Origin of the sequence: Streptomyces sp. NPDC050534 (assembly GCF_044457745.1) — a bacterium.
Taxonomy (GTDB): Bacteria; Actinomycetota; Actinomycetes; order Streptomycetales; family Streptomycetaceae; genus Streptomyces.
This window is the reverse complement of the sequence record NZ_JBITHF010000020.1, coordinates 38,401-57,410: the sequence shown is the minus strand read 5'-3', so window position 1 is coordinate 57,410 and position 19,010 is coordinate 38,401. Positions and strand designations below refer to the sequence as shown.

11 protein-coding genes are annotated in these 19,010 nt (G+C 71.0%); 8 read left to right on the top strand and 3 right to left on the bottom strand.

Annotated features, from left to right (window positions below; genetic code table 11):
• The first annotated feature begins 79 nt into the window (after positions 1-79).
• Positions 80-1,525, top strand: a complete 1,446-nt coding sequence (locus tag ACIBN2_RS42925; RefSeq protein ID WP_399143103.1) for an aldehyde dehydrogenase family protein — start codon at positions 80-82, stop codon at positions 1,523-1,525.
• Between the two features lie 93 nt (positions 1,526-1,618).
• Here the strand turns inward: ACIBN2_RS42925 and ACIBN2_RS42920 are convergent, their stop codons facing one another.
• Positions 1,619-4,456: a glycoside hydrolase family 3 C-terminal domain-containing protein gene (locus ACIBN2_RS42920; protein WP_399143101.1), complete on the bottom strand. Its 2,838-nt coding sequence runs from the start codon at positions 4,454-4,456 to the stop codon at positions 1,619-1,621.
• Between the two features lie 351 nt (positions 4,457-4,807).
• Here ACIBN2_RS42920 and ACIBN2_RS42915 point away from each other — a divergent pair, with 351 nt between their 5' ends.
• From ACIBN2_RS42915 to ACIBN2_RS42890, 6 genes are read left to right on the top strand one after another with little or no spacing between them, the layout of a single operon-like run.
• Entirely contained in the window at positions 4,808-6,508 is a 1,701-nt protein-coding gene (locus tag ACIBN2_RS42915; RefSeq protein ID WP_399143100.1) for an extracellular solute-binding protein, read from the top strand.
• A 27-nt stretch (positions 6,509-6,535) separates the two neighbouring features.
• The gene (locus ACIBN2_RS42910; RefSeq protein ID WP_399143099.1) at positions 6,536-7,582 is read left to right on the top strand and encodes an ABC transporter permease; all 1,047 of its coding nucleotides are present in this window, start codon (positions 6,536-6,538) and stop codon (positions 7,580-7,582) included.
• On the top strand, positions 7,579-8,517 hold the full coding sequence (locus ACIBN2_RS42905; protein ID WP_399143098.1) for a carbohydrate ABC transporter permease: 939 nt from the start codon (positions 7,579-7,581) through the stop codon (positions 8,515-8,517). Before ACIBN2_RS42910 ends, ACIBN2_RS42905 begins: the two co-directional genes overlap by 4 nt.
• Positions 8,514-10,481, top strand: coding sequence for a beta-galactosidase (locus tag ACIBN2_RS42900; protein WP_399143097.1), 1,968 nt, complete (start codon positions 8,514-8,516; stop codon positions 10,479-10,481). Before ACIBN2_RS42905 ends, ACIBN2_RS42900 begins: the two co-directional genes overlap by 4 nt.
• Entirely contained in the window at positions 10,478-12,676 is a 2,199-nt protein-coding gene (locus tag ACIBN2_RS42895; RefSeq protein ID WP_399143095.1) for a glycosyl hydrolase family 95 catalytic domain-containing protein, read from the top strand. Before ACIBN2_RS42900 ends, ACIBN2_RS42895 begins: the two co-directional genes overlap by 4 nt.
• Before the next feature lie 35 nt (positions 12,677-12,711).
• Positions 12,712-13,428: a hypothetical protein gene (locus ACIBN2_RS42890; RefSeq protein ID WP_399143093.1), complete on the top strand. Its 717-nt coding sequence runs from the start codon at positions 12,712-12,714 to the stop codon at positions 13,426-13,428.
• 51 nt (positions 13,429-13,479) lie between these two features.
• Here the strand turns inward: ACIBN2_RS42890 and ACIBN2_RS42885 are convergent, their stop codons facing one another.
• Together ACIBN2_RS42885 and ACIBN2_RS42880 are read right to left on the bottom strand one after the other, a co-directional pair.
• Positions 13,480-15,522 carry a TIM-barrel domain-containing protein gene (locus tag ACIBN2_RS42885; protein ID WP_399143092.1) on the bottom strand — a complete coding sequence of 681 codons (2,043 nt, stop codon included), beginning with the start codon at positions 15,520-15,522 and terminating at the stop codon, positions 13,480-13,482.
• A 54-nt stretch (positions 15,523-15,576) separates the two neighbouring features.
• Positions 15,577-16,593, bottom strand: a complete 1,017-nt coding sequence (locus tag ACIBN2_RS42880) for a LacI family DNA-binding transcriptional regulator (protein WP_399143091.1) — start codon at positions 16,591-16,593, stop codon at positions 15,577-15,579.
• Positions 16,594-16,935: 342 nt separating this feature from the next.
• Between ACIBN2_RS42880 and ACIBN2_RS42875 the strand changes: the two genes are divergently transcribed.
• Positions 16,936-18,867, top strand: a complete 1,932-nt coding sequence (locus ACIBN2_RS42875; protein WP_399143089.1) for an acyl-CoA dehydrogenase family protein — start codon at positions 16,936-16,938, stop codon at positions 18,865-18,867.
• Positions 18,868-19,010 lie beyond the last annotated feature (143 nt).

Sequence of the window (19,010 nt, the reverse complement as noted above, 5' to 3'; positions counted from 1 at the left end):
AATACGCCCCCGCCTCCACCGTCCTACCGTGGTCCCGGACCACCCTGCACACCCTCTACCGCGGAAGGGCCGGGACCTCATGACTTCCACCACCGCCTTCTGGCTCGCCGGCCGCCAGGCCACGGGCGACGACACCTTCGACGTCACCTCCCCGTGGGACGGCCGGCTCGTCGGCAAGGTCAGCGTGCCGACGGACGCCCAGGTCGAGGAGGCCGTCGCTGCCGCCCACGCCGTACTCGACGACTTCGCCGCCACCCCCGCCCACGTCCGCGCCGCCGCCCTCGACCACGTCAGCCAGCGCCTGGCCGAGCGCACCGAGGAGATCGCCCAGCTGATCTCCGCCGAGAACGGCAAGCCGATCAAGTGGGCCCGCGGCGAGGTCGGCCGCGCCGTCTCCGTCTTCCGGTTCGCCGCGGAGGAGGCCCGGCGCTTCAACGGCGGCGAGGCCCAGCGCCTCGACACCGACGCCGGCGGCCAGGGCCGGCTCGCCCTCACCCGGCGCTTCCCCAAGGGCGTCGTCCTCGGCATCGCGCCCTTCAACTTCCCACTCAACCTCTGCGCCCACAAGATCGCCCCGGCGATCGCGGCCGGCGCGCCGATCATCCTGAAGCCGGCCCCGGCCACCCCGCTCTCCGGCCTGATCATCGGTGACCTGCTCGCCGAGACCGACCTCCCGGCCGGCTCCTGGAGCATCCTCCCGGTCGCCAACGACAAGATGCCCGCCCTCGTCCGGGACGAGCGCCTGCCGGTCATCTCCTTCACCGGTTCCGAGAAGGTCGGCTACGCGATCATGGACTCGGTGCCGCGCAAGCACTGCACCCTGGAGCTCGGCGGCAACGGCGCGGCCGTCGTCCTCGGCGACTACGCCTCCGACGCCGACCTCGACTGGGCGGCCACCCGCATCGCCACCTTCTCCAACTACCAGGGCGGCCAGTCCTGCATCTCGGTGCAGCGAGTCATCGCGGACGTGTCCGTGTACGACCGCCTGCTGCCGCGCATCGTCGCCGCCGTCGAGGCCCAGGGGACCGGCGACCCGGGCGACGACAAGACCGACGTCGGCCCGCTGGTCAGCGAGGACGCGGCCAAGCGCGTCGAGTCGTGGGTGAAGGAGGCCGTCGAGGCCGGCGCCACGCTCCTCACCGGCGGCGACCGCGACGGCGCCTCCTACGCGCCGACCGTCCTCGCCGACGTGCCGGCCGACGTGACCATCTCCTGCGAGGAGGTCTTCGGACCCGTCCTCACCGTGCGGAAGGTGAACGGCGAGGCCGAGGCGTTCGCCGCGGTCAACGACTCCAAGTACGGCCTCCAGGCAGGTGTGTTCACCCACGACCTCCAGGCCGCCTTCCGCGCCCACCGCGCGCTGGAGGTCGGTGGCGTCGTCGTCGGCGACGTCCCCTCCTACCGCGCCGACCAGATGCCGTACGGCGGCGCCAAGCAGTCCGGCGTGGGCCGCGAGGGCGTGAAGTTCGCGATGGACGACTACACGTACGAGCGTGTTCTGGTCCTCACCGGACTGGCTCTCTAGTCCTCACCGGTCCGGCTCCCCGAGCCGGTCCGCGAAGGGGCCCGGCACCGATGCCTTCCGGTGCCGGGCCCCTTCTGCCGGCCCGCCGGCCCCTCAACCGGAGAAGCCGACATGCGCGAGCCGCAGGGGGCCGCGCAGTCTGAGGTGGACGTCGCGCACGCCGGCGGCGACGAGGCCGGCGCCGAGTGTCGTGTACGCGTACGGGTCGTCCGGGGCCGTGCCCTCCGACGACAGTGAGGCGAGCGGCGCGCCACCGTCCAGGGAGAGATCGACGACACCCCCGCCCGCCACCGAGACCCTCACCTCCGTGACGCCGTCCCCGAAGTCGCAGTCCCGATAGACCAGTTCGGCGCTCCTTCCGTCGGCCGGTGTCACCGCGTCCCCGGACGTCCTCGCGCGGTCGACGAGTACGGCCCCGCTCTGCTCGTCGAAGTCGGCCGCGTCCAGGCCGCGTTGGAGGACCGGCCGCGGGGCGGCGGGCTCGCCGTCCAGAAGCACCGTCGTACGCAGCCGGACGTCCTCGCTGGAGGCGCCCGCCAGCAGTTCGTACGGGCCCGGCTCCAGCCGCCGTCCGCCGCGGGCCACGTCCCAGAACTCGAAGGCGGACAGCGGGACTTGGAAGGCCAGGTCGGCCCGTGCGCCCGGCGCCAGGGTGACCCGGCGGTGCGCGACCAGCTCGCGGCGCGGGCGTGGCGCCGACGGTTCCACGGCGCGTGTGTAGAGCTGCGCGACCTCGTCGGCGGTGATGTCACCGGTGTTGGTGACCGTGAAGGAGACGTGCACCGCCGCGTCGTCGATCCGGACCGCCAGGCCGTCGTAGGAGAAGGACGCGTAGGACAGGCCGTGGCCGAACGGGAACAGCGGCGTCCCCTCGAAGTACAGATAGGTCTGCCGGCCGCCGATCACGTCGTAGTCCAGCAGGCCGGGCAGGTCGGCGTCCGTCTCGTACCAGGTCTGCGGGAGGCGGCCCGCGGGGGAGACGTCGCCGGACAGCACCCGGGCCAGCGCGGTGCCCGCGGCCTGGCCGCCGTGCGCGGTCCACAGCACCGCCGGGAGGGCCGCGGTGTCGACGGCGTACGGATACGCGGAGGTCAGCGCCAGCGCCGTGCGCGGGTTCGCGGCGCGGGCCGCGCGCAGGAGGCGCTCCTGGTGGGCGGGGAGCCGCAGCGTCGTACGGTCCTCGGTCTCGCGGCCGTTGATGTGCGGGTCGTTGCCCGCGACCACCAGCACCACGTCGGCCTGCGCGGCGGCCCGGGCCACCGCGTCCTCACCGCGCTCGGTCACGACGAGTTCGAACGTCTCCGGGTCCGCGTCGGCAACCTTCACCCCGTCGGCGGCGACTGAGACATGGCGACCCGTACCCAGGTGCCGGAGGAGGTGGCCGCCGTCGTGGGGTTCCAGGCGGAACGTCTCCTGCACCACCCAGCCGCCCGGCTGGTCCGCGGAGGCGCGTACGCGGCCGTCCCCGGCGACCGACAGGTAGCGGCCGTCGGGCGCGCGCAGCGTCAGCACGCCCTCGCCCCAGTCGGTCAGCGCGAACTCGGTGCCCACGGCGTCCGTGGTGAGCGGGGGCAGGTCGGTGCGGCCCGCGAGCAGGGCCGGGTCCAGGGCGCCCTCCGCACCGCGCGCCTCGTCGGCGGCGTCCGACGGCACCACGTGCAGGAACGTACCGGCGCACGTCTTCAGCCGGACCCGGTCCACGCCCTCCGCGAACCGCACGCGCTCGGCGCCGAACCGCTCGTACAGGCCCTCCAGCGGGGTGGAGCGGTGCAGGAGCGTGCCGCTGTACCAGTCGAGCTTGCACTCGTCGGCGAGGAGGCCCACCACGGCGATGCGGGTGTCGGGGGCCAGCGGCAGCAGCCCCTCGTTCTTCAGGAGCACGATCGCCTGCTCCGCCGCCTCCTGGGCGAGCGCGCGGTGCGCCGGGGTGTCGAAGTCCTCGATGCCGGCGTGCGGATCGTCGTGCGGGTCGAACTCGCCGAGCCGGAAGCGCACGGAAAGCTGGCGGCGGACCGCGGTGTCGATGTCGTCCTCGGTCAACAGCCCTTTTTCGCAAGCCTTCTTGACCCGCGCGACGATCTGCGTGCTGTCCGTGCCGTGGTCGGTGAAGCTGTCGACGCCCGCCCGCAGTGCGGCCGCCGTCGCCTCCTCATGGGTGGCGAAGTAGTGCTCGGAATCGACCAGGTTGGAGGGCGCGCCCGCGTCCGAGCAGACCAGCAGGTCCTCCTCGGTCCAGGTGCGCAACTGCTCGCGCAGATACGGGGAGACGTGGTTGGGGCGGCCGTTGACGAGGTTGTACGCGGGCATCACCCCGGCCACCGCGCCCGCCTCGACCGTCTCGCGGAAGGCGCGCAGGTCGTACTCGTGCAGCACGCGCGGGCGGACCGAGCTGGACGAGGTCGCCCGGTCCGTCTCGTTGTTGTGGGCGAGCCAGTGCTTGAGCACGGGCGCCGTGCGCCAGTACACGGGGTGCTCGCCGCGCAGGCCCCGGGTGTACGCGGTGGCGATCGCGGACGTCAGCTTCGGGTCCTCGGAGTAGCCCTCCTCGTTGCGGCCCCACAGGGGATGGCGCAGCAGGTTCACCGTGGGGGACCAGACGTTGAGGCCCACGCGGTCGTCGTGGGCGCGCATCGCACGGGCCTCCTTGGAGACCGCCTCGCCGATCCGCCGTACGAGATCGGTGTTCCAGGTGGCGCCGAGGCCGACCGCCTGCGGGAAGACGGTGGCCGGGCCCATCCAGGCGACCCCGTGCAACGCCTCCTGCCCGGTGCGGAAGGCGCCGACGCCCAGCCGGTCCACCGCCGGTGCGAACTGGTGCAGGAAGGAGATCTTCTCGTCGGGCGTGAGCCGCTGAAGCAGGTCGTCGATGCGCTTCGCGAACGGCAGTTGCGGATCGCGGAACGGCGGCGTGGGCGGCGTCTGTGCGGTCACGTGGGATCCCTTTGTGATGAAGCGGCGGGGCGCTTTCGAAGCGCTTCGATGCTGATTCGAGGGACCGCCGGGTGTCAAGGGATCCTCACCTTTACTTCAGGCGCCGCATGAGAATTGGTCGGTCGTGGAGGCGCCGAGGAATCTTGGGAGCGGCCCTTGTGCACCCCCTGGTGTTCACTTAACCTCACACCGACATCGAAGCGCTTCGACTGTCGAATTCGCCTGCAGGGGTCACGTGCAGAGGGTCCGTGCAGGGGTCCAGGAACCGCTTCCGCTCAGCCAGTTCCACTCGAGACACCGCAGCCGACGGCCACCGCCGGGTGTCCTGGTGCGCCATGAAGGGTTGACGCAATGACGCCGAACGCCGCTTCCCCCTCGTCCGGCTCCTCCGGTCCCAGCCGGAGAAGCTTCCTCGCCTCCTCGGCGGTCGCCACCGCCGCGGTGGCGGGCGGGATGCCGCTGCTTGCCGCCTGCGGCGGGTCCGACAGCACGTCGGGGGGAGGGTCCTCCGGGGGCAAGGACGCGAGGAAGCTGCTGCCGTCCTACGTCGCCGGCGACGTGGTGAGCCCGGACATCCCGGCGAAGAACGGCTCGGCGATCGGCTTCACCGGCAAGCTCGACCTCACCACCCTCAAGACCTCGGTCCCCAAGAAGCTCGGCAAGGGCGGCAAGCTCACCGTCATGTCGCCCTTCTGGGGGTCACCGCCCAAGCAGAACAACGCCTACTACAAGGCGATGAACGACCTGATCGGCGTCGACGTCGTCTGGCAGAACCAGGACGGCAACACCTACGACCAGAAGCTCGGCGCGGTCCTGGCCTCCAGCGACGTACCGGACATGGTGGTCGTCCCGAGCTGGAACATGGGCGGCAAGATACCCACCGCCATCATCGGCAAGTTCGCCGACCTCGGCCCCTATCTCTCCGGCGACGGGATCAAGGACTACCCGAACCTCGCCGCCGTCCCGACCGACGCCTGGCGGCGCTGCATCATCGGCGGCAAGCTGCGCGGCCTGCCGCAGCCCTCCCCGTACGTCACCGGCATCGTGCCCCTCTACCGCAAGGACGTCTTCGACAAGGAGGGCTACCAAGTCCCCCGCTCCGCAGACGAGTTCATGTCCCTGGCGAAGGAGATCACGAACGCCAAGGCCAAGCGCTGGGCCTGCATGGACATGAAGTGGACGGCCTTCCAGGCCTTCGGCGTGCTCTCCGGCAGCGAGAAGCCGCTCGGCTGGAACCTCGTCGGCGGCAAGCTGGTCAACCGCATCGAGACCGACGAGTACCTCGAGGCGCTGGAGTGGACCCGCAAGCTCTTCGCCGCCGGGGTCGTGCATCCCGACTCCCTGATGGGCAAGAACGCCCCCGACCCGGGCCCCAAGTTCGCGGCCGGCGAGTTCCTGATCTACCCCAACAACATCAGCCAGTGGTGGAGCCGCACCGCCGAACAGGCCACCCAGAACCCGGAGTACAAGATCTGGGGCATGGACGTCTTCGGCCACGACGGCGGCGACCCGCACCTCTGGGCCGAACAGCCCGCGGGCATCTTCGCCTTCATCAACAAGAAGGCGTCGGAGTCCGTGATCCGTGACGCGCTGGCCGTCGCCAACGTCACGGCCGCGCCGTACGGCACCAAGGAGTACATGCTCACCAACTACGGTCCCGAGGGCACCGACTACACCGTCAAGAACGGCGTGCCCACCAAGACCACCCAGGGCAACAACGAGGTCCTCAACGCCTACGTCATGGTCGCGAGCCCGGCCGCCACCATCGCCCACCCCGACTTCCCCGACGTCGCCAAGGCCCAGGTCGAGTGGCAGCAGCGGATGGGCGCCTTCACCAGGAAGTCCAGCTTCTACGGCCAGATGATCACCGAGCCGTCCCGCTACACCAACCTCGGCAACGACTTCGAGCAGCTCGAGGACGACGTCACCCGCGGCCGCAAGAAGATCGGCGACATGCAGCAGGCCGTCGCCGACTGGAAGAGCAAGGGCGGCGACAGGCTGCGCGACTGGTACATGAAGCTGCTCGACGACAACGGCTCCTCGGCGAGCTGACCAGGCCCCGACGCAAGGAGAACGGCCGTGTCCCACAGCACGGTGCCTCGCAGCAGGGCCGAGGCACACGACCCCGCGGACCGGATCCCGGCGGCGTCCGGCGGCGCCACCGGAACCGGGAGGACGACGAAGAGGGCGAGGACCGGGAAGCTGGGTCTGCGCCTCAGATTCAGACGCGACCGCCTCCTGCTGCTGATGACGCTGCCGGCGGTCCTGCTGATCCTGCTCTTCAACTACCTGCCGATCCTCGGCAACGTCGTCGCCTTCCAGGACTACGACCCCTACATCAGCGACAACGGCATCGTCTCCATGCTGCACAGCCCCTGGGTCGGCCTGGAGAACTTCCAGCGGATCTTCGAGGACTCGTCCTTCTGGAACGCGGTGCAGAACACGCTGGTGCTGTTCTCCCTGCAGCTGGTGCTGTTCTTCCCGATCCCGATCGCGCTCGCGCTGCTCATCAACAGCGTGGTCCGGCCCCGGGTACGGGCGCTCTCGCAGGCGATCATGTACCTCCCGCACTTCTTCTCCTGGGTGCTCGTGATCGCCGTCTTCCAGCAACTCTTCGGCGGGGCGGGCGTGTTGTCGCAGCTGCTGCGCCAACACGGGTACGACGGGCTGGACATCATGACCGACCCGTCCACCTTCAAGTTCCTCGTCACGGCGGAGGGCGTCTGGAAGGACGCCGGCTGGGGGATCATCGTCTTCCTCGCGGCGCTGGCGTCGGTCAGCCCCGACCTCTACGAGGCCGCCGCGATGGACGGCGCCGGGCGCTGGCGGCGCATGTGGCACGTCACCCTGCCCGCGCTGCGGCCCGTGGTCGCGCTGCTGCTGGTGCTGCGCGTGGGTGACGCCCTGACCGTCGGCTTCGAGCAGATCCTGCTCCAGCGCGACGCCGTCGGCCCGGGTGCGGCGGAGGTCCTCGACACCTTCGTGTGGTGGAACGGCGTGCGCAACCAGGACTTCGGCTACGCGGCCGCCGCCGGCCTGATCAAGGGCGTGGTCAGCCTCGGGCTGGTCCTCGCCGCGAACAAGGTGGCCCATCTCATGGGCGAGCAGGGGGTGTACAAGAAGTGACCGCCGTCATCGACAACCCGCCGGTGCGGGAGCCGTCCCCGTGGGCCGCCCCGCCGCGCCCCGTGTGGGAGGAGGAGCCGAACAGGGCCGGCCTGGCCGGCAAGGGCCTGGTCCTGACCCTGGCCTGTCTCGGCATCCTCTTCCCGCTCTGGATCGTCCTCGTCACCAGCCTGTCCTCACGGAAGACGATCGACGAGGCGGGCGGCCTGGTGATGATCCCGAAGGGCGTCACGTTCGTCGCCTACAGGGAGCTGCTGAGCGGCGGCCAGGTCACCCGGGCCGCGATCATCAGCATCCTGGTCACGCTGGTCGGCACGGTCTTCTCGATGACGGTGTCCGTCCTGTGCGCCTACGGCCTCTCGCGCGTCGGCTCGCTCGGCCACCGCTGGCTGCTGATGATGCTGCTGGCGACGATGTTCTTCAGCGCGGGACTGATCCCCACGTATCTGCTGGTCCAGTCCCTGGGGCTGACCGACAGCTATCTCGCCCTGATCCTGCCGAGCGCCGTGAGCGTCTTCAACATCCTGGTGCTGCGCGGGTTCTTCATGGGCATCTCGCAGGAACTGACCGACAGCGCGCGGATCGACGGGGCAGGCGACTTCCGGATCCTGTGGCAGATCGTGATGCCGCTGTCCCGGGCGGTGCTCGCCGTCATCACGCTGTTCTACGCCGTCGGGTACTGGAGCGCCTGGTTCAACGCGTCCCTGTACCTGAACGACCAGGACATGATGCCGTTGCAGAACGTCATGATCCAGCTCGTGCAGAAGCAGCAGGCGCCCGTGGGGCTGGGCCAGGCCATCAAGACGGGGCAACTGTCGGGCCTGGCCGTGCAGATGGCCGTCATGGTGATGGCCCTGCTGCCGGTGGCCGTGCTGTCGCCGTTCGTGCAGCGGCACTTCAAGAAGGGCATGCTCACCGGGGCGATCAAGGGATGACCGGGCTCGGTGACGTGACCCGTGGGCGCATCCTCTTCGGCGGGGACTACAACCCCGAGCAGTGGCCCGAGGAGATGTGGGCCGAGGACGTCCGTCTGATGAAGGACGCCGGGGTCAACTCCGTGACCCTCGGAGTGTTTTCGTGGTCTCGGCTCGAACCCAGGCCGGGTGCACGGGAGTTCGGGTGGCTGGACCGGCTCATGAAGCTGATGCACGACAACGGCATCGCAGTCGTCCTCGCCACCCCCACCTCCTCGCCACCGCCCTGGCTGGGACGGCTGCACCCGCAGACCCTGCCCCGCGACGAGGACGGCCGTACGGAATGGTGGGGCGGGCGCCAGCACTTCTCGCACTCCAGCGCCGCCTACCGGCGCCACGCCGCCGCCATCACCGAGGACCTCGCCGCCCGCTACGGCGGCCACCCCGCCCTCACCATGTGGCACATCAACAACGAGTACTGCACCTACGACTGGGGCGACGAGGCCGCCGCCCGCTTCCGCCACTGGCTGCGGAACAGGTACGGCACCCTCGACGCCGTCAACTCCGCCTGGGGAACGGCCTTCTGGAGTCAGGGCTACGGCGAGTGGGAGGAGATCCTGCCGCCCCGCCGTGCGCACTACCTGAAGAACCCGGGTCAGGTGCTGGACTTCAAGCGGTTCACCTCCGACATGCTCCTGGAGTGTTACGCCGCCGAGCGCGACATCGTCCGCCGGCACAGCCCGCACACCCCGGTCACCACCAACTTCATGCCGCTGTGGGCCGGGCAGGACGCCTGGCGGTGGGCCGAGGAGGAGGACGTCGTCTCGGTCGACCTCTACCCCGACCCGCGCGACCCCTTCGGCGCCCAGCACGGCGCCCTGGTCCAGGACATGACCCGCTCGCAGGCCCGCGGCCCCTGGATGCTGATGGAACAGGCGGCGGGGCCCGTCAACTGGCGGGGCGTCAACCACCCCAAACCGCGCGGCCTCAACCGCCTCTGGTCCCTCCAGGCCGTCGCCCGCGGCGCCGACGCCGTCTGCTACTTCCAGTGGCGCCAGTCCCGGCAGGGCGCCGAGAAGTTCCACTCCGGGATGGTCGGCCACGCGGGGCCGGAGGGACGCACCTTCCAGGAGGTCGAACGGCTCGGTGCCGAACTCGCCGCGATCGGTGGGGCGGTGGCGGGCACCCACAGCCCGAGCGGCATCGCGATCCTGCACGACTGGCACTCCTGGTGGGCCGGCGCCCACGAGGGCCGGCTGTCCACCCGGGTCGACTACTCCCAGGTCCTCACCAGCTGGCACCGCGCCCTGTGGCAAGGCCACCTCACCACCGACTTCGCCCATCCCGAGCACGATCTCAGCCCGTACGCACTGGTCGTCGCCCCTCAGCTGTACGCCCTCACGGACGCGGCGATCGACAACCTCCTCGCCTACGTCCGGGGTGGCGGCACCCTCGTCTGCGGCTTCCTCACCGGCGTCGCCGACGAGGACGACCGGGTGCGCCCCGGCGGCATGGACCCGCGCCTGCGCGAGCTGTTCGGCATCCGCACGCTGCACGAGTGGTGGCCGCTGGAGACGGGGGAGAGCGCGGGGGCCGACGGCCTGCGCGGGACCCTGTGGTCGGAGGAGATCGAGGCCGCCGCGAACGCCTCGGTCGAGGCCAGGTACAAGGGCGGCGAGCTCGACGGACTGCCCGCCGTGCTGCGCAGGGGGCGTGCCTGGTACGTCTCGACGCTTCCCGAGCCGCACGCGCTGCGCGGCCTGCTGGCCCGGATCGCGAGCGACGCCGGACTCCGTCCCGTCCTGGACGGCCTGCCCGACCAGGTCGAGGCGGTCCGCCGCGGCGACCTGCTCTTCGTCCTCAACCATGGCCGCGAGTCGGTCACCGTGCAGGTGCCGGGCACCCACCGCGACCTGCTGACCGGGACGGCCGTCGAGGACGAGCTCACCCTCGGCCGGTACGGAGTGGCGGTGCTGCGGTCATGAGCCTCGTCCACGGAACCTGGGAGCCGCTTCCCGCGAGCCGCTGGGAGGACGGATTCCTGAGCGGCAACGGCCGTCACGGCACCCTCATGTTCGGAGGACCGGACGACGAACGGATCGTCGTCACCCATCACACCCTGGTCCGCCCCAACGGCGGCGAGAGTGCCCGCCCGCCGCAGCTGGCCGCACGACTCTCCGCGCTGCAGGACCGGTTGCTGGCGGGCGAGCTCCACGCCGCCGAGGACTTCACCGACGGACGCGGCCTTCAGTGGGTGCAGCCCTTCCACCCGGCGTTCCAGATCCGGCTGCGCGGGACGCCCGCCGAGGAGCCGCGCGGCTACCGCCGCTGCGTCGACTTCACCACGGGTGTCGCGGAGACGGTCTGCGAGGGCCGGCGCAGCCGGGTCCTCGTGTCGCGGGCGGACGACGTGATCGTCCAGCACCTCGCGGTCCCGGACGTGGACATCGCCCTGGACCATCGCCTCCCGGGCGCGCCCGCGGGCCTCGCCGTGGGCGACGGCGCCCTGCTCACCGCGGAGGGCGCCCTGCTCACGGTGCGGGTCAGGTATCCGGGCAGCGAGACGGGCTACACCGGGCTCACCCTCGTCGTGGTCACCGGCGGCCGTACGATGCTCACCCCTCCGGGAGTGCGGGTCACCGGAGCCGAGTCGGTCCTGCTGCTGACGCGGGTGCTGCGGCACACCGGGGAGCTGGACACCGCACCGCACGCCCGCGACCTGCGGGGCCTGCTGCCGGAGGGGGAGGCGGACCCGTACACCGGGCTCCTCGGCCGGCACACCGCCCTGCACCGGACCGCCTACGAGCGCGTCACCCTCGACCTGGGCGCCGATCCCGCCGAACGCGCCCTGCCGGGCTCGGAGTTGCTCGCCCGCCCCGGCAGCCCCGCCCTCCTGGAGCGGCTCTTCGCCGCGGGCCGCCACCATCTGCTCTCCGCAAGCGGCCTCTTCCCGCCCCGGCTGACCGGCCTGTGGACCGGCGACTGGAACACCGCCTGGTCCGGCGCGTTCACCAACGACGCGAACCTCAACCTCCAGACGGCGTCCGCGGTGGCCGCCGCCCTGCCCGAGGTCACCGAGGCGCACGCCACGCTGATCGGCCGGCAGCTCGCCGACTGGGCCGAGAACGCCCGCACGGTCTTCGGCGCCCGGGGCGTGGTCGCCCCCGCCCACACCGACGGCGAGTCCGGGCTGTCGTACCACTTCAGCCACGAGTACCCGCTGCACCTGTGGACCGCGGGCGCCGACTGGCTGCTCAAACCGCTCGTCGACCACGACGAGGCGAGCGGCACCAGGGACCCGCGCACCACCCACGCACTCGCCCAAGTGGCCCTGTTCTACGAGGACTTCCTCACCCGGGCCGACGAGGACGGCCGGCTGGTCGTCGTGCCCTCCTACTCGCCCGAGAACCGTCCCGCGGGCGCCGGCTGGGGGGCGATCAACGCGGCCATGGACCTCTCGGCCGCCCGGCACGCCCTGCTGACCGCCGCCGGCCACCACCCGGACACCCCGCAGGCCGGCCGCTGGCGGGCGCTCGCCGAGCGGCTGCCCCCGCACCGGATCAACGCGGACGGCGCCCTCGCCGAGTGGGCCTGGCCCGGCCTCGACGACACCTACGACCACCGCCACCTCAGCCATCTCTACGGCGTCTGGCCGCTGGACGAGATCAACCCGTACGACACCCCGGACCTTGCGGCCGCCGCCCGTCGCGCGCTCGAACTGCGCGGCGCCGAGAACGACTCCGCGCACGGCCATCTGCACCACGCCCTGGTCGCCGCCCGGCTGCGGGACGGCGAGCGGGTCGCGCACGCGCTCGGCCAGGTGCTCGGAGGCGACTTCTTCCACGCCTCCCTGATGAGCGCGCACTACCCGCGCCGCGACGTCTACAACGCGGACGCCTCGCACACCCTGCCCGCCGTGCTCGTCGAGATGCTCGTGCAGTCCACCCCGGACCGGCTGGTCCTGCTGCCCGCGCTCCCGGCCGCGTACCCGCAGGGACAACTCCTCGGCGTACGCACGCGGTTCGGGGCCGCGCTCGACCTCATCTGGACCCCGCACGAAGCGACCGCGGTGATCCGCCCCAGCCGTACCCACCGCGTCGAACTCCGGACTTCCTCCGGCGCCCGCCCGCTCGACCTGGTCGCCGGAGAGGACCACGTCCTCACTCTGAGGACGTGGTGAACCGTGCACTTCCCCCCACCCATGGAAGGGACACCATGGCAACACGCACACTCGCCCGCAGGATCACCATGGCGCTGATCGCCCCCGCGCTCGCACTCGGCGCCACCGTGAGCCTCGCCTCCGCCCCGGCCTCGGCCGCCGTCTGGAGCTCCTGCGACCAGTGGGGCAGCACCACCCTGGGCGGCTACACGCTCTACAACGACATCTGGGGCTCCGGCGCCGGCACCCAGTGCATCTGGGCCAACTCCGGCACCAACTGGGGGGTCAACGCCAACCACCCCAACACCGGTGGCATCAAGTCCTACCCCAACGCCAAGAAGGTGATCAACAAGTCGATCACCTCGCTCGGTTCGCTCTCCAGCGGCTACAACGTCACGGTCCCGTCGTCCGGCGCGTACGAGACCGCCTACGACATCTGGGACACCAACTACAAGTACGAGATCATGCTCTGGATGAACAAGACCGGAGCCGTCGGTCCGCTCGGCACCTCGCAGGGCACCCTCACGCTGGGCGGTCACACCTGGACCGTCTACAAGGGCAACAACGGCTCCAACGACGTGTTCTCGTTCGTCCGCACCTCCAACTCCAGCTCCGGCACCGTCGACATCCTGCCGATCCTGAAGTGGATCAAGGACACCAAGGGCTGGTTCGGCAACGTGACCGTCGGAGACCTGCAGTTCGGCTTCGAGATCACGTCCTCGTCCGGCGGCCTGAACTTCACCGTCAACAGCGAGAGTGTCAGCAGCAGTTGAGCCTGATCGCCGCCGTGCCGCCCGCCGTGCGGGGCGGCGCGGCGGCGCGTCTCACCCGGCGACGGGCAACCGCGCCCCGTCCCGCAGGAACAGCGGGATCCGCTCCAGGGGGGCGTCCACCGTCACGGTCCGGCCGCCGTCGTACGTCTCACCGGTCCACGCGTCCGTCCAGGCCGCACCCGCCGGAAGGTACGCCGACCGGGCCGTGGCGCCGGCCGTGAGCACCGGTGCCACCAGCAGGTCCCGGCCGAAGAGGTACGCGTCGTCGGCCGTCCAGGCCGTCCGGTCGTCGGGGAACTCCAGGAACAGCGGCCGCATCACCGGCAGCCCCTCCTCGTGCGCCTCCCGCATGACCTTGAGGACGTAGGGCTTCAGGCGCTCACGCAGCCGCAGATACCGCTCCATGATCGCGCCGGCCTCCTCGCCGTACGACCACACCTCGTTCGGGCCGCCGGTCATCCCCGGGCCCAGCGGCATGCCCGGGTCGCGGAAGCCGTGCATACGCATCAGCGGGGACAGGGCGCCGAACTGGAACCAGCGGATCATGACCTCGCGGTAGGCCGGGTCGTCCGGGTCGCCGCCGTGGAAGCCGCCGATGTCCGTGTTCCACCAGGGGATGCCGGACAGCGCGGTGTTGAGACCCGCCGCGATCTGGCGGCGCAGGGTCGGGAAGTCGGTGCCGATGTCGCCGGACCACAGGGCGGCGCCGTAGCGCTGGCTGCCCGCCCAGGCCGAGCGGTTGAGCGTGACCACCTCGGTCTCACCGGACGCGCGCAGGCCCTCGTGGAAGGTACGGGAGTTCTCCGCCGGGTAGCTGTTGCCGACCTCCAGGCCGGGGCCCGTCCAGTAGCGCAGGTTCTCCTGGAAGCCGGGCTTGAGCTCGGGCTCGCAGGCGTCCAGCCAGAAGGCCGTGATGCCGTACGGCACAAGGTAGTTGTCGCGGACCTTCGACCAGACGAACTCACGCGCCTCGGGGTTCGTGGCGTCGTAGAAGGCGACCTGGACGGTGGAGGCGACGTCCTTGTCCGGCCAGTCGGCGTGGGCCGTCGGGCCGTACTGGGTGCCGATGAAGTGGCCGCGCTGCTCCATCACGGGGTGGTTCTCGCTCAGCGGCGACACCGACGGCCAGACGCTGACCACCAACTTGACGCCCATGTCGTCCAGTTCGCGGACCATCGCCGCCGGATCCGGCCACTCGGCCGGGTCGAACCTCCACTCGCCGAGGTGGGTCCAGTGGAAGAAGTCGCAGACGATCGCGGAGATGGGCAGGCCGCGCCGCCTGTACTCCCGTGCCACGGCGAGGAGTTCGTCCTGGGTGCGGTAGCGAAGCTTGCACTGCCAGAAGCCCGCCGCCCACTCCGGCAGCATCGGCGTCCGGCCCGTGACCGCGCTGTAGCGGCGCTGGCCGTCGGCCGGACCGCCCGCGGTGATCCAGTAGTCGATCTGGCGGGCCGAGTCGGCCACCCAGCGCGTGCCGTTGTACGCCAGCTCCACGCGGCCGATCGCCGGGTTGTTCCACAGCAGGGTGTAGCCGCGGCTGGAGGAGAGCACCGGGACGCTGACCTCGGCGTTGCGCTGGACCAGGTCGACGACCAGGCCCTTCTGGTCGAGGCGGCCGTGCTGGTGCTGGCCCAGGCCGAAGAGCTTCTCGTCGTCGTAGGCGGCGAAGCGCTGCTCCAGACGGTGGTGGCCGCCTCCGACGGCGGTGTAGAGGCGCGAGCCCGGCCACCAGAAGTGGGCGCGTTCCTCGGCCAGGATCTCCGAGAGGTCGTCGGTGCGCAGGAAGCGGATCAGGCCCTCGGCGCCGACGTGGACGGTCAGCGCGCCGACCGTCAACTGCGCTTCCGCGTCACCGATCTTGACCGAGCTCTCGGTGGCCGGAGGCTCCTCGAGCAGGGCGCCCGGCAGCCCTTCGAGGAGCGGTCCGCCGAGCCGGGCCCGGACCCGGACCGCGTCCGGGCCCCACGGCTCGATGCGAAGGGTCTCCTGACGGCCGCTCCACTCCAGGGCGCCGTCCCGCTCGCGGAACGTGCCGACGGTGGGGGACGACTGCGCGAGGCTGACCTGGGTCTGGTTTTCGGCAGGCTGATTCACGAAGGGTGCTCCCGAAAGGACATGAGGGTGCCCGGAGGGCAAGGAAGACGGAGATCAGGACGGGCTCGAGGCCGCCGGGCCCGTGCTCGCCCGGACCGTCAACTCGGGGGAGATCAGTACGACTTCGTCGGCCCCGCGGCCGTCGAGCTTGGCGACCAGCCGCTCCACCGCGTGCCGGCCCATCTCCTGCGCGGGGATGGCGACCGACGTCAGCCGCACCGAGGCCTGGACGGCGACCTGCTCCGGGCAGACCGCGACCACCGAGACGTCCTCGGGCACGGCGCGGCCCTGCTGGCGCAGCAGGGCGAGCAGTGGCTCGACCGCCGACTCGTTCTGCACGACGAAGCCCGTGGTGCCCGGGCGCTCGTCGAGGATGCGGGCGAGGGTGACGGCCATGGCGTCGTATCCGCCCTCGCACGGCCGGTGCAGCAGCCGTACGCCCAGCTCCTGGGCGCGGGAACGCAGTCCGTCGAGCGTGCGCTCCGCGAAGCCGGTGTGCCGCTCGTAGACCGCGGGCGCCTCGCCGATGACAGCGATGTCGCGGTGGCCGAGCATCGCCAGGTGCTCGACGCACAGCGCGCCCGTCGCCCTGAAGTCCAGGTCGACGCAGGTCAGTCCGGTGGTGTCGGCGGGGAGCCCGATGAGCACGGACGGCTGCCCGCTCCCCCGCAGCAGCGGCAGCCGCTCGTCGTCGAGCTCGACGTCCATCAGGATCATCGCGTCGGCGAGCCCGCTGCCGGTGACCCGGCGCACCGCGTCGGGCCCCTCCTCGCCGGTCAGCAGCAGGACGTCGTACCCGTGCGTGCGGGCCGTGGTGGCGACCGCGATGGCGATCTCCATCATCACCGGCACGTACATGTCGGTGCGCAGCGGGACCATCAGGGCGATGATGTTCGACCTGCTGCTGGCCAGGGCCCGCGCGCCCGCGTTCGGGTGGTAGCCGAGCTCGCGGATGCTCTGCTCGACCCGCTGCCGGGTGTCCGTGGAGATGGACCGCTTGCCGCTGAGGACATAGCTCACCGTGCTCGCCGAGACTCCGGCGTGCTGGGCGACCTCGGCGAGGGTGACCATCCAGCTCTCCAAGTGATGTGAAGCGCTTCGACAGTGCGCAGTGCGAACAGGGGCGGGTGAGGGTGGTTCGACACTAGCTTCAGCGGGAGTGGGTGTCCATAGGTTGTCGAAGCGCTTCGACATCATTCCTCTGCGGGAGTCTCCCGAACCCGAACCGTCCCCCCGAAGGGACCCCGTGTGCAAGAGCCCGGCGCCCGGACGGCGGGTGGTACTTCGTCAATTCGGCTCAACGACCGTGCCCCAGGGGTGGTGAGGCCGCCCCGGATCGGGTACATACGATCGGGTAGAACCCGTCGGTAACCGATAAGGCCCAAGATCCCGATTCGCGGCGAGGTGTGCCTCATGTCCGCACCATCCAGCAAACCCACCGTCTCCGAACGTGAGGCCCGCCAGGTGGCGGAGGCGGCCCGGGAACAGGAGTGGCGCAAGCCCAGCTTCGCCAAGGAACTGTTCCTCGGCCGCTTCCGGCTCGACCTCATCCATCCCCACCCCATGCCGACCGACGAGGCCGCCCAGCGCGGCGAGGAGTTCCTCGCCAAACTGCGCGACTTCTGCGAGACGAAGGTCGACGCGGCGCTGATCGAGCGCGAGGCCCGCATCCCCGACGAGGTCATCAGCGGCCTCAAGGAGATCGGCGCCCTCGGCATGAAGATCGACACCAAGTACGGCGGCCTCGGCCTCACCCAGGTGTACTACAACAAGGCACTGACCCTGGCGGGCTCCGCCAGCCCGGCGATCGGGGTGCTGCTGTCGGCGCACCAGTCGATCGGCGTACCGCAGCCGCTGAAGCTGTTCGGCACGCAGGAGCAGAAGGACCAGTTCCTGCCCCGGTGCGCCCGCACCGACATCAGCGCCTTCCTGCTCACCGAGCCGGACGTCGGCTCCGACCCGGCCCGCCTCGCGACCACCGCGGTGCCCGACGGGGACGACTACGTCCTCGACGGGGTGAAGCTGTGGACCACCAACGGCGTCGTCGCAGACCTGCTCGTCGTGATGGCGCGGGTACCGAAGGGCGAGGGCCGCAAGGGCGGCATCACCGCCTTCGTCGTGGAGACCAACTCGCCCGGCATCACCGTCGAGAACCGCAACGCCTTCATGGGCCTGCGCGGCATCGAGAACGGCGTCACCCGCTTCCACCAGGTCCGGGTCCCCGCCGCCAACCGCATCGGCCCCGAGGGCGCGGGCCTGAAGATCGCGCTCACCACGCTGAACACCGGCCGCCTGTCGCTGCCCGCGTCCTGCGTCGCCGCCGGCAAGTGGTGCCTGAAGATCGCCCGCGAGTGGTCCGCGGCCCGTGAGCAGTGGGGCAAGCCCATCGCCCACCACGAGGCCGTCGGCGCCAAGATCTCCTTCATCGCGGCGACGACCTTCGCCCTGGAGGCCGTACTCGACCTCTCCAGCCAGATGGCCGACGAGAACCGCAACGACATCCGCATCGAGGGCGCGCTCGCCAAGCTCTACGCCTCCGAGATGGGCTGGCTCATCGCCGACGAACTCGTCCAGATCCGCGGCGGCCGCGGCTTCGAGACCGCGGCGTCCCTCAAGGCCCGGGGCGAGCGCGCGGTGCCCGCCGAGCAGGTCCTGCGCGACCTGCGGATCAACCGCATCTTCGAGGGTTCGACGGAGATCATGCACCTTCTGATCGCCCGCGAGGCGGTCGACGCCCACCTCACCGTCGCCGGCGACCTCATCGACCCCGACAAGTCCCTCCAGGACAAGGCGAAGGCGGGCGCCAACGCGGGCGTCTTCTACGCCAAGTGGCTCCCGAAACTGGTCGCGGGCCCCGGCCAGCTCCCGGTCTCCTACGGCGAGTTCAAGCGCGAGGTCGACCTCTCCGGGCACCTGCGCTACGTCGAGCGGCACGCCCGCAAGCTGGCCCGCGCCACCTTCTACGCCATGTCCCGGTGGCAGGGGAAGATGGAGACCAAGCAGGGCTTCCTGGGCCGCGTCGTGGACATCGGCGCCGAGCTGTTCGCGATGAGCGCGGCCTGCGTACGGGCCGAACTCCTGCGCAGCCAGGGCGACCACGGCCGAGAGGCCTACCAGCTCGCCGACGCCTTCTGCCGCCAGTCCCGCATCCGCGTCGAGGAGCTCTTCGGGCGCCTGTGGAACAACACCGACGACCTCGACCGCAAGGTCGTCAAGGGCGTGATGTCGGGCACCTACGAGTGGCTGGAGGAGGGCATCGTCGACCCCTCGGGCGAGGGGCCCTGGATCGCCGCATCCGACCCCGGACCCTCACAGGGGGACAACCTGCACCGCCCCATCGGCTGACCCGCCGCACGTCCCGGCGGGATCCCCCCGGCGCATGATCTTCATGCCGTCCACACAAGGGGAGATCCCGCCGCAACCCGGCGGAGCCCGACAAGCCACCCAACCGAGCGACGCACTGTCCTCCTGGCGGCGCGCCTCGGCGA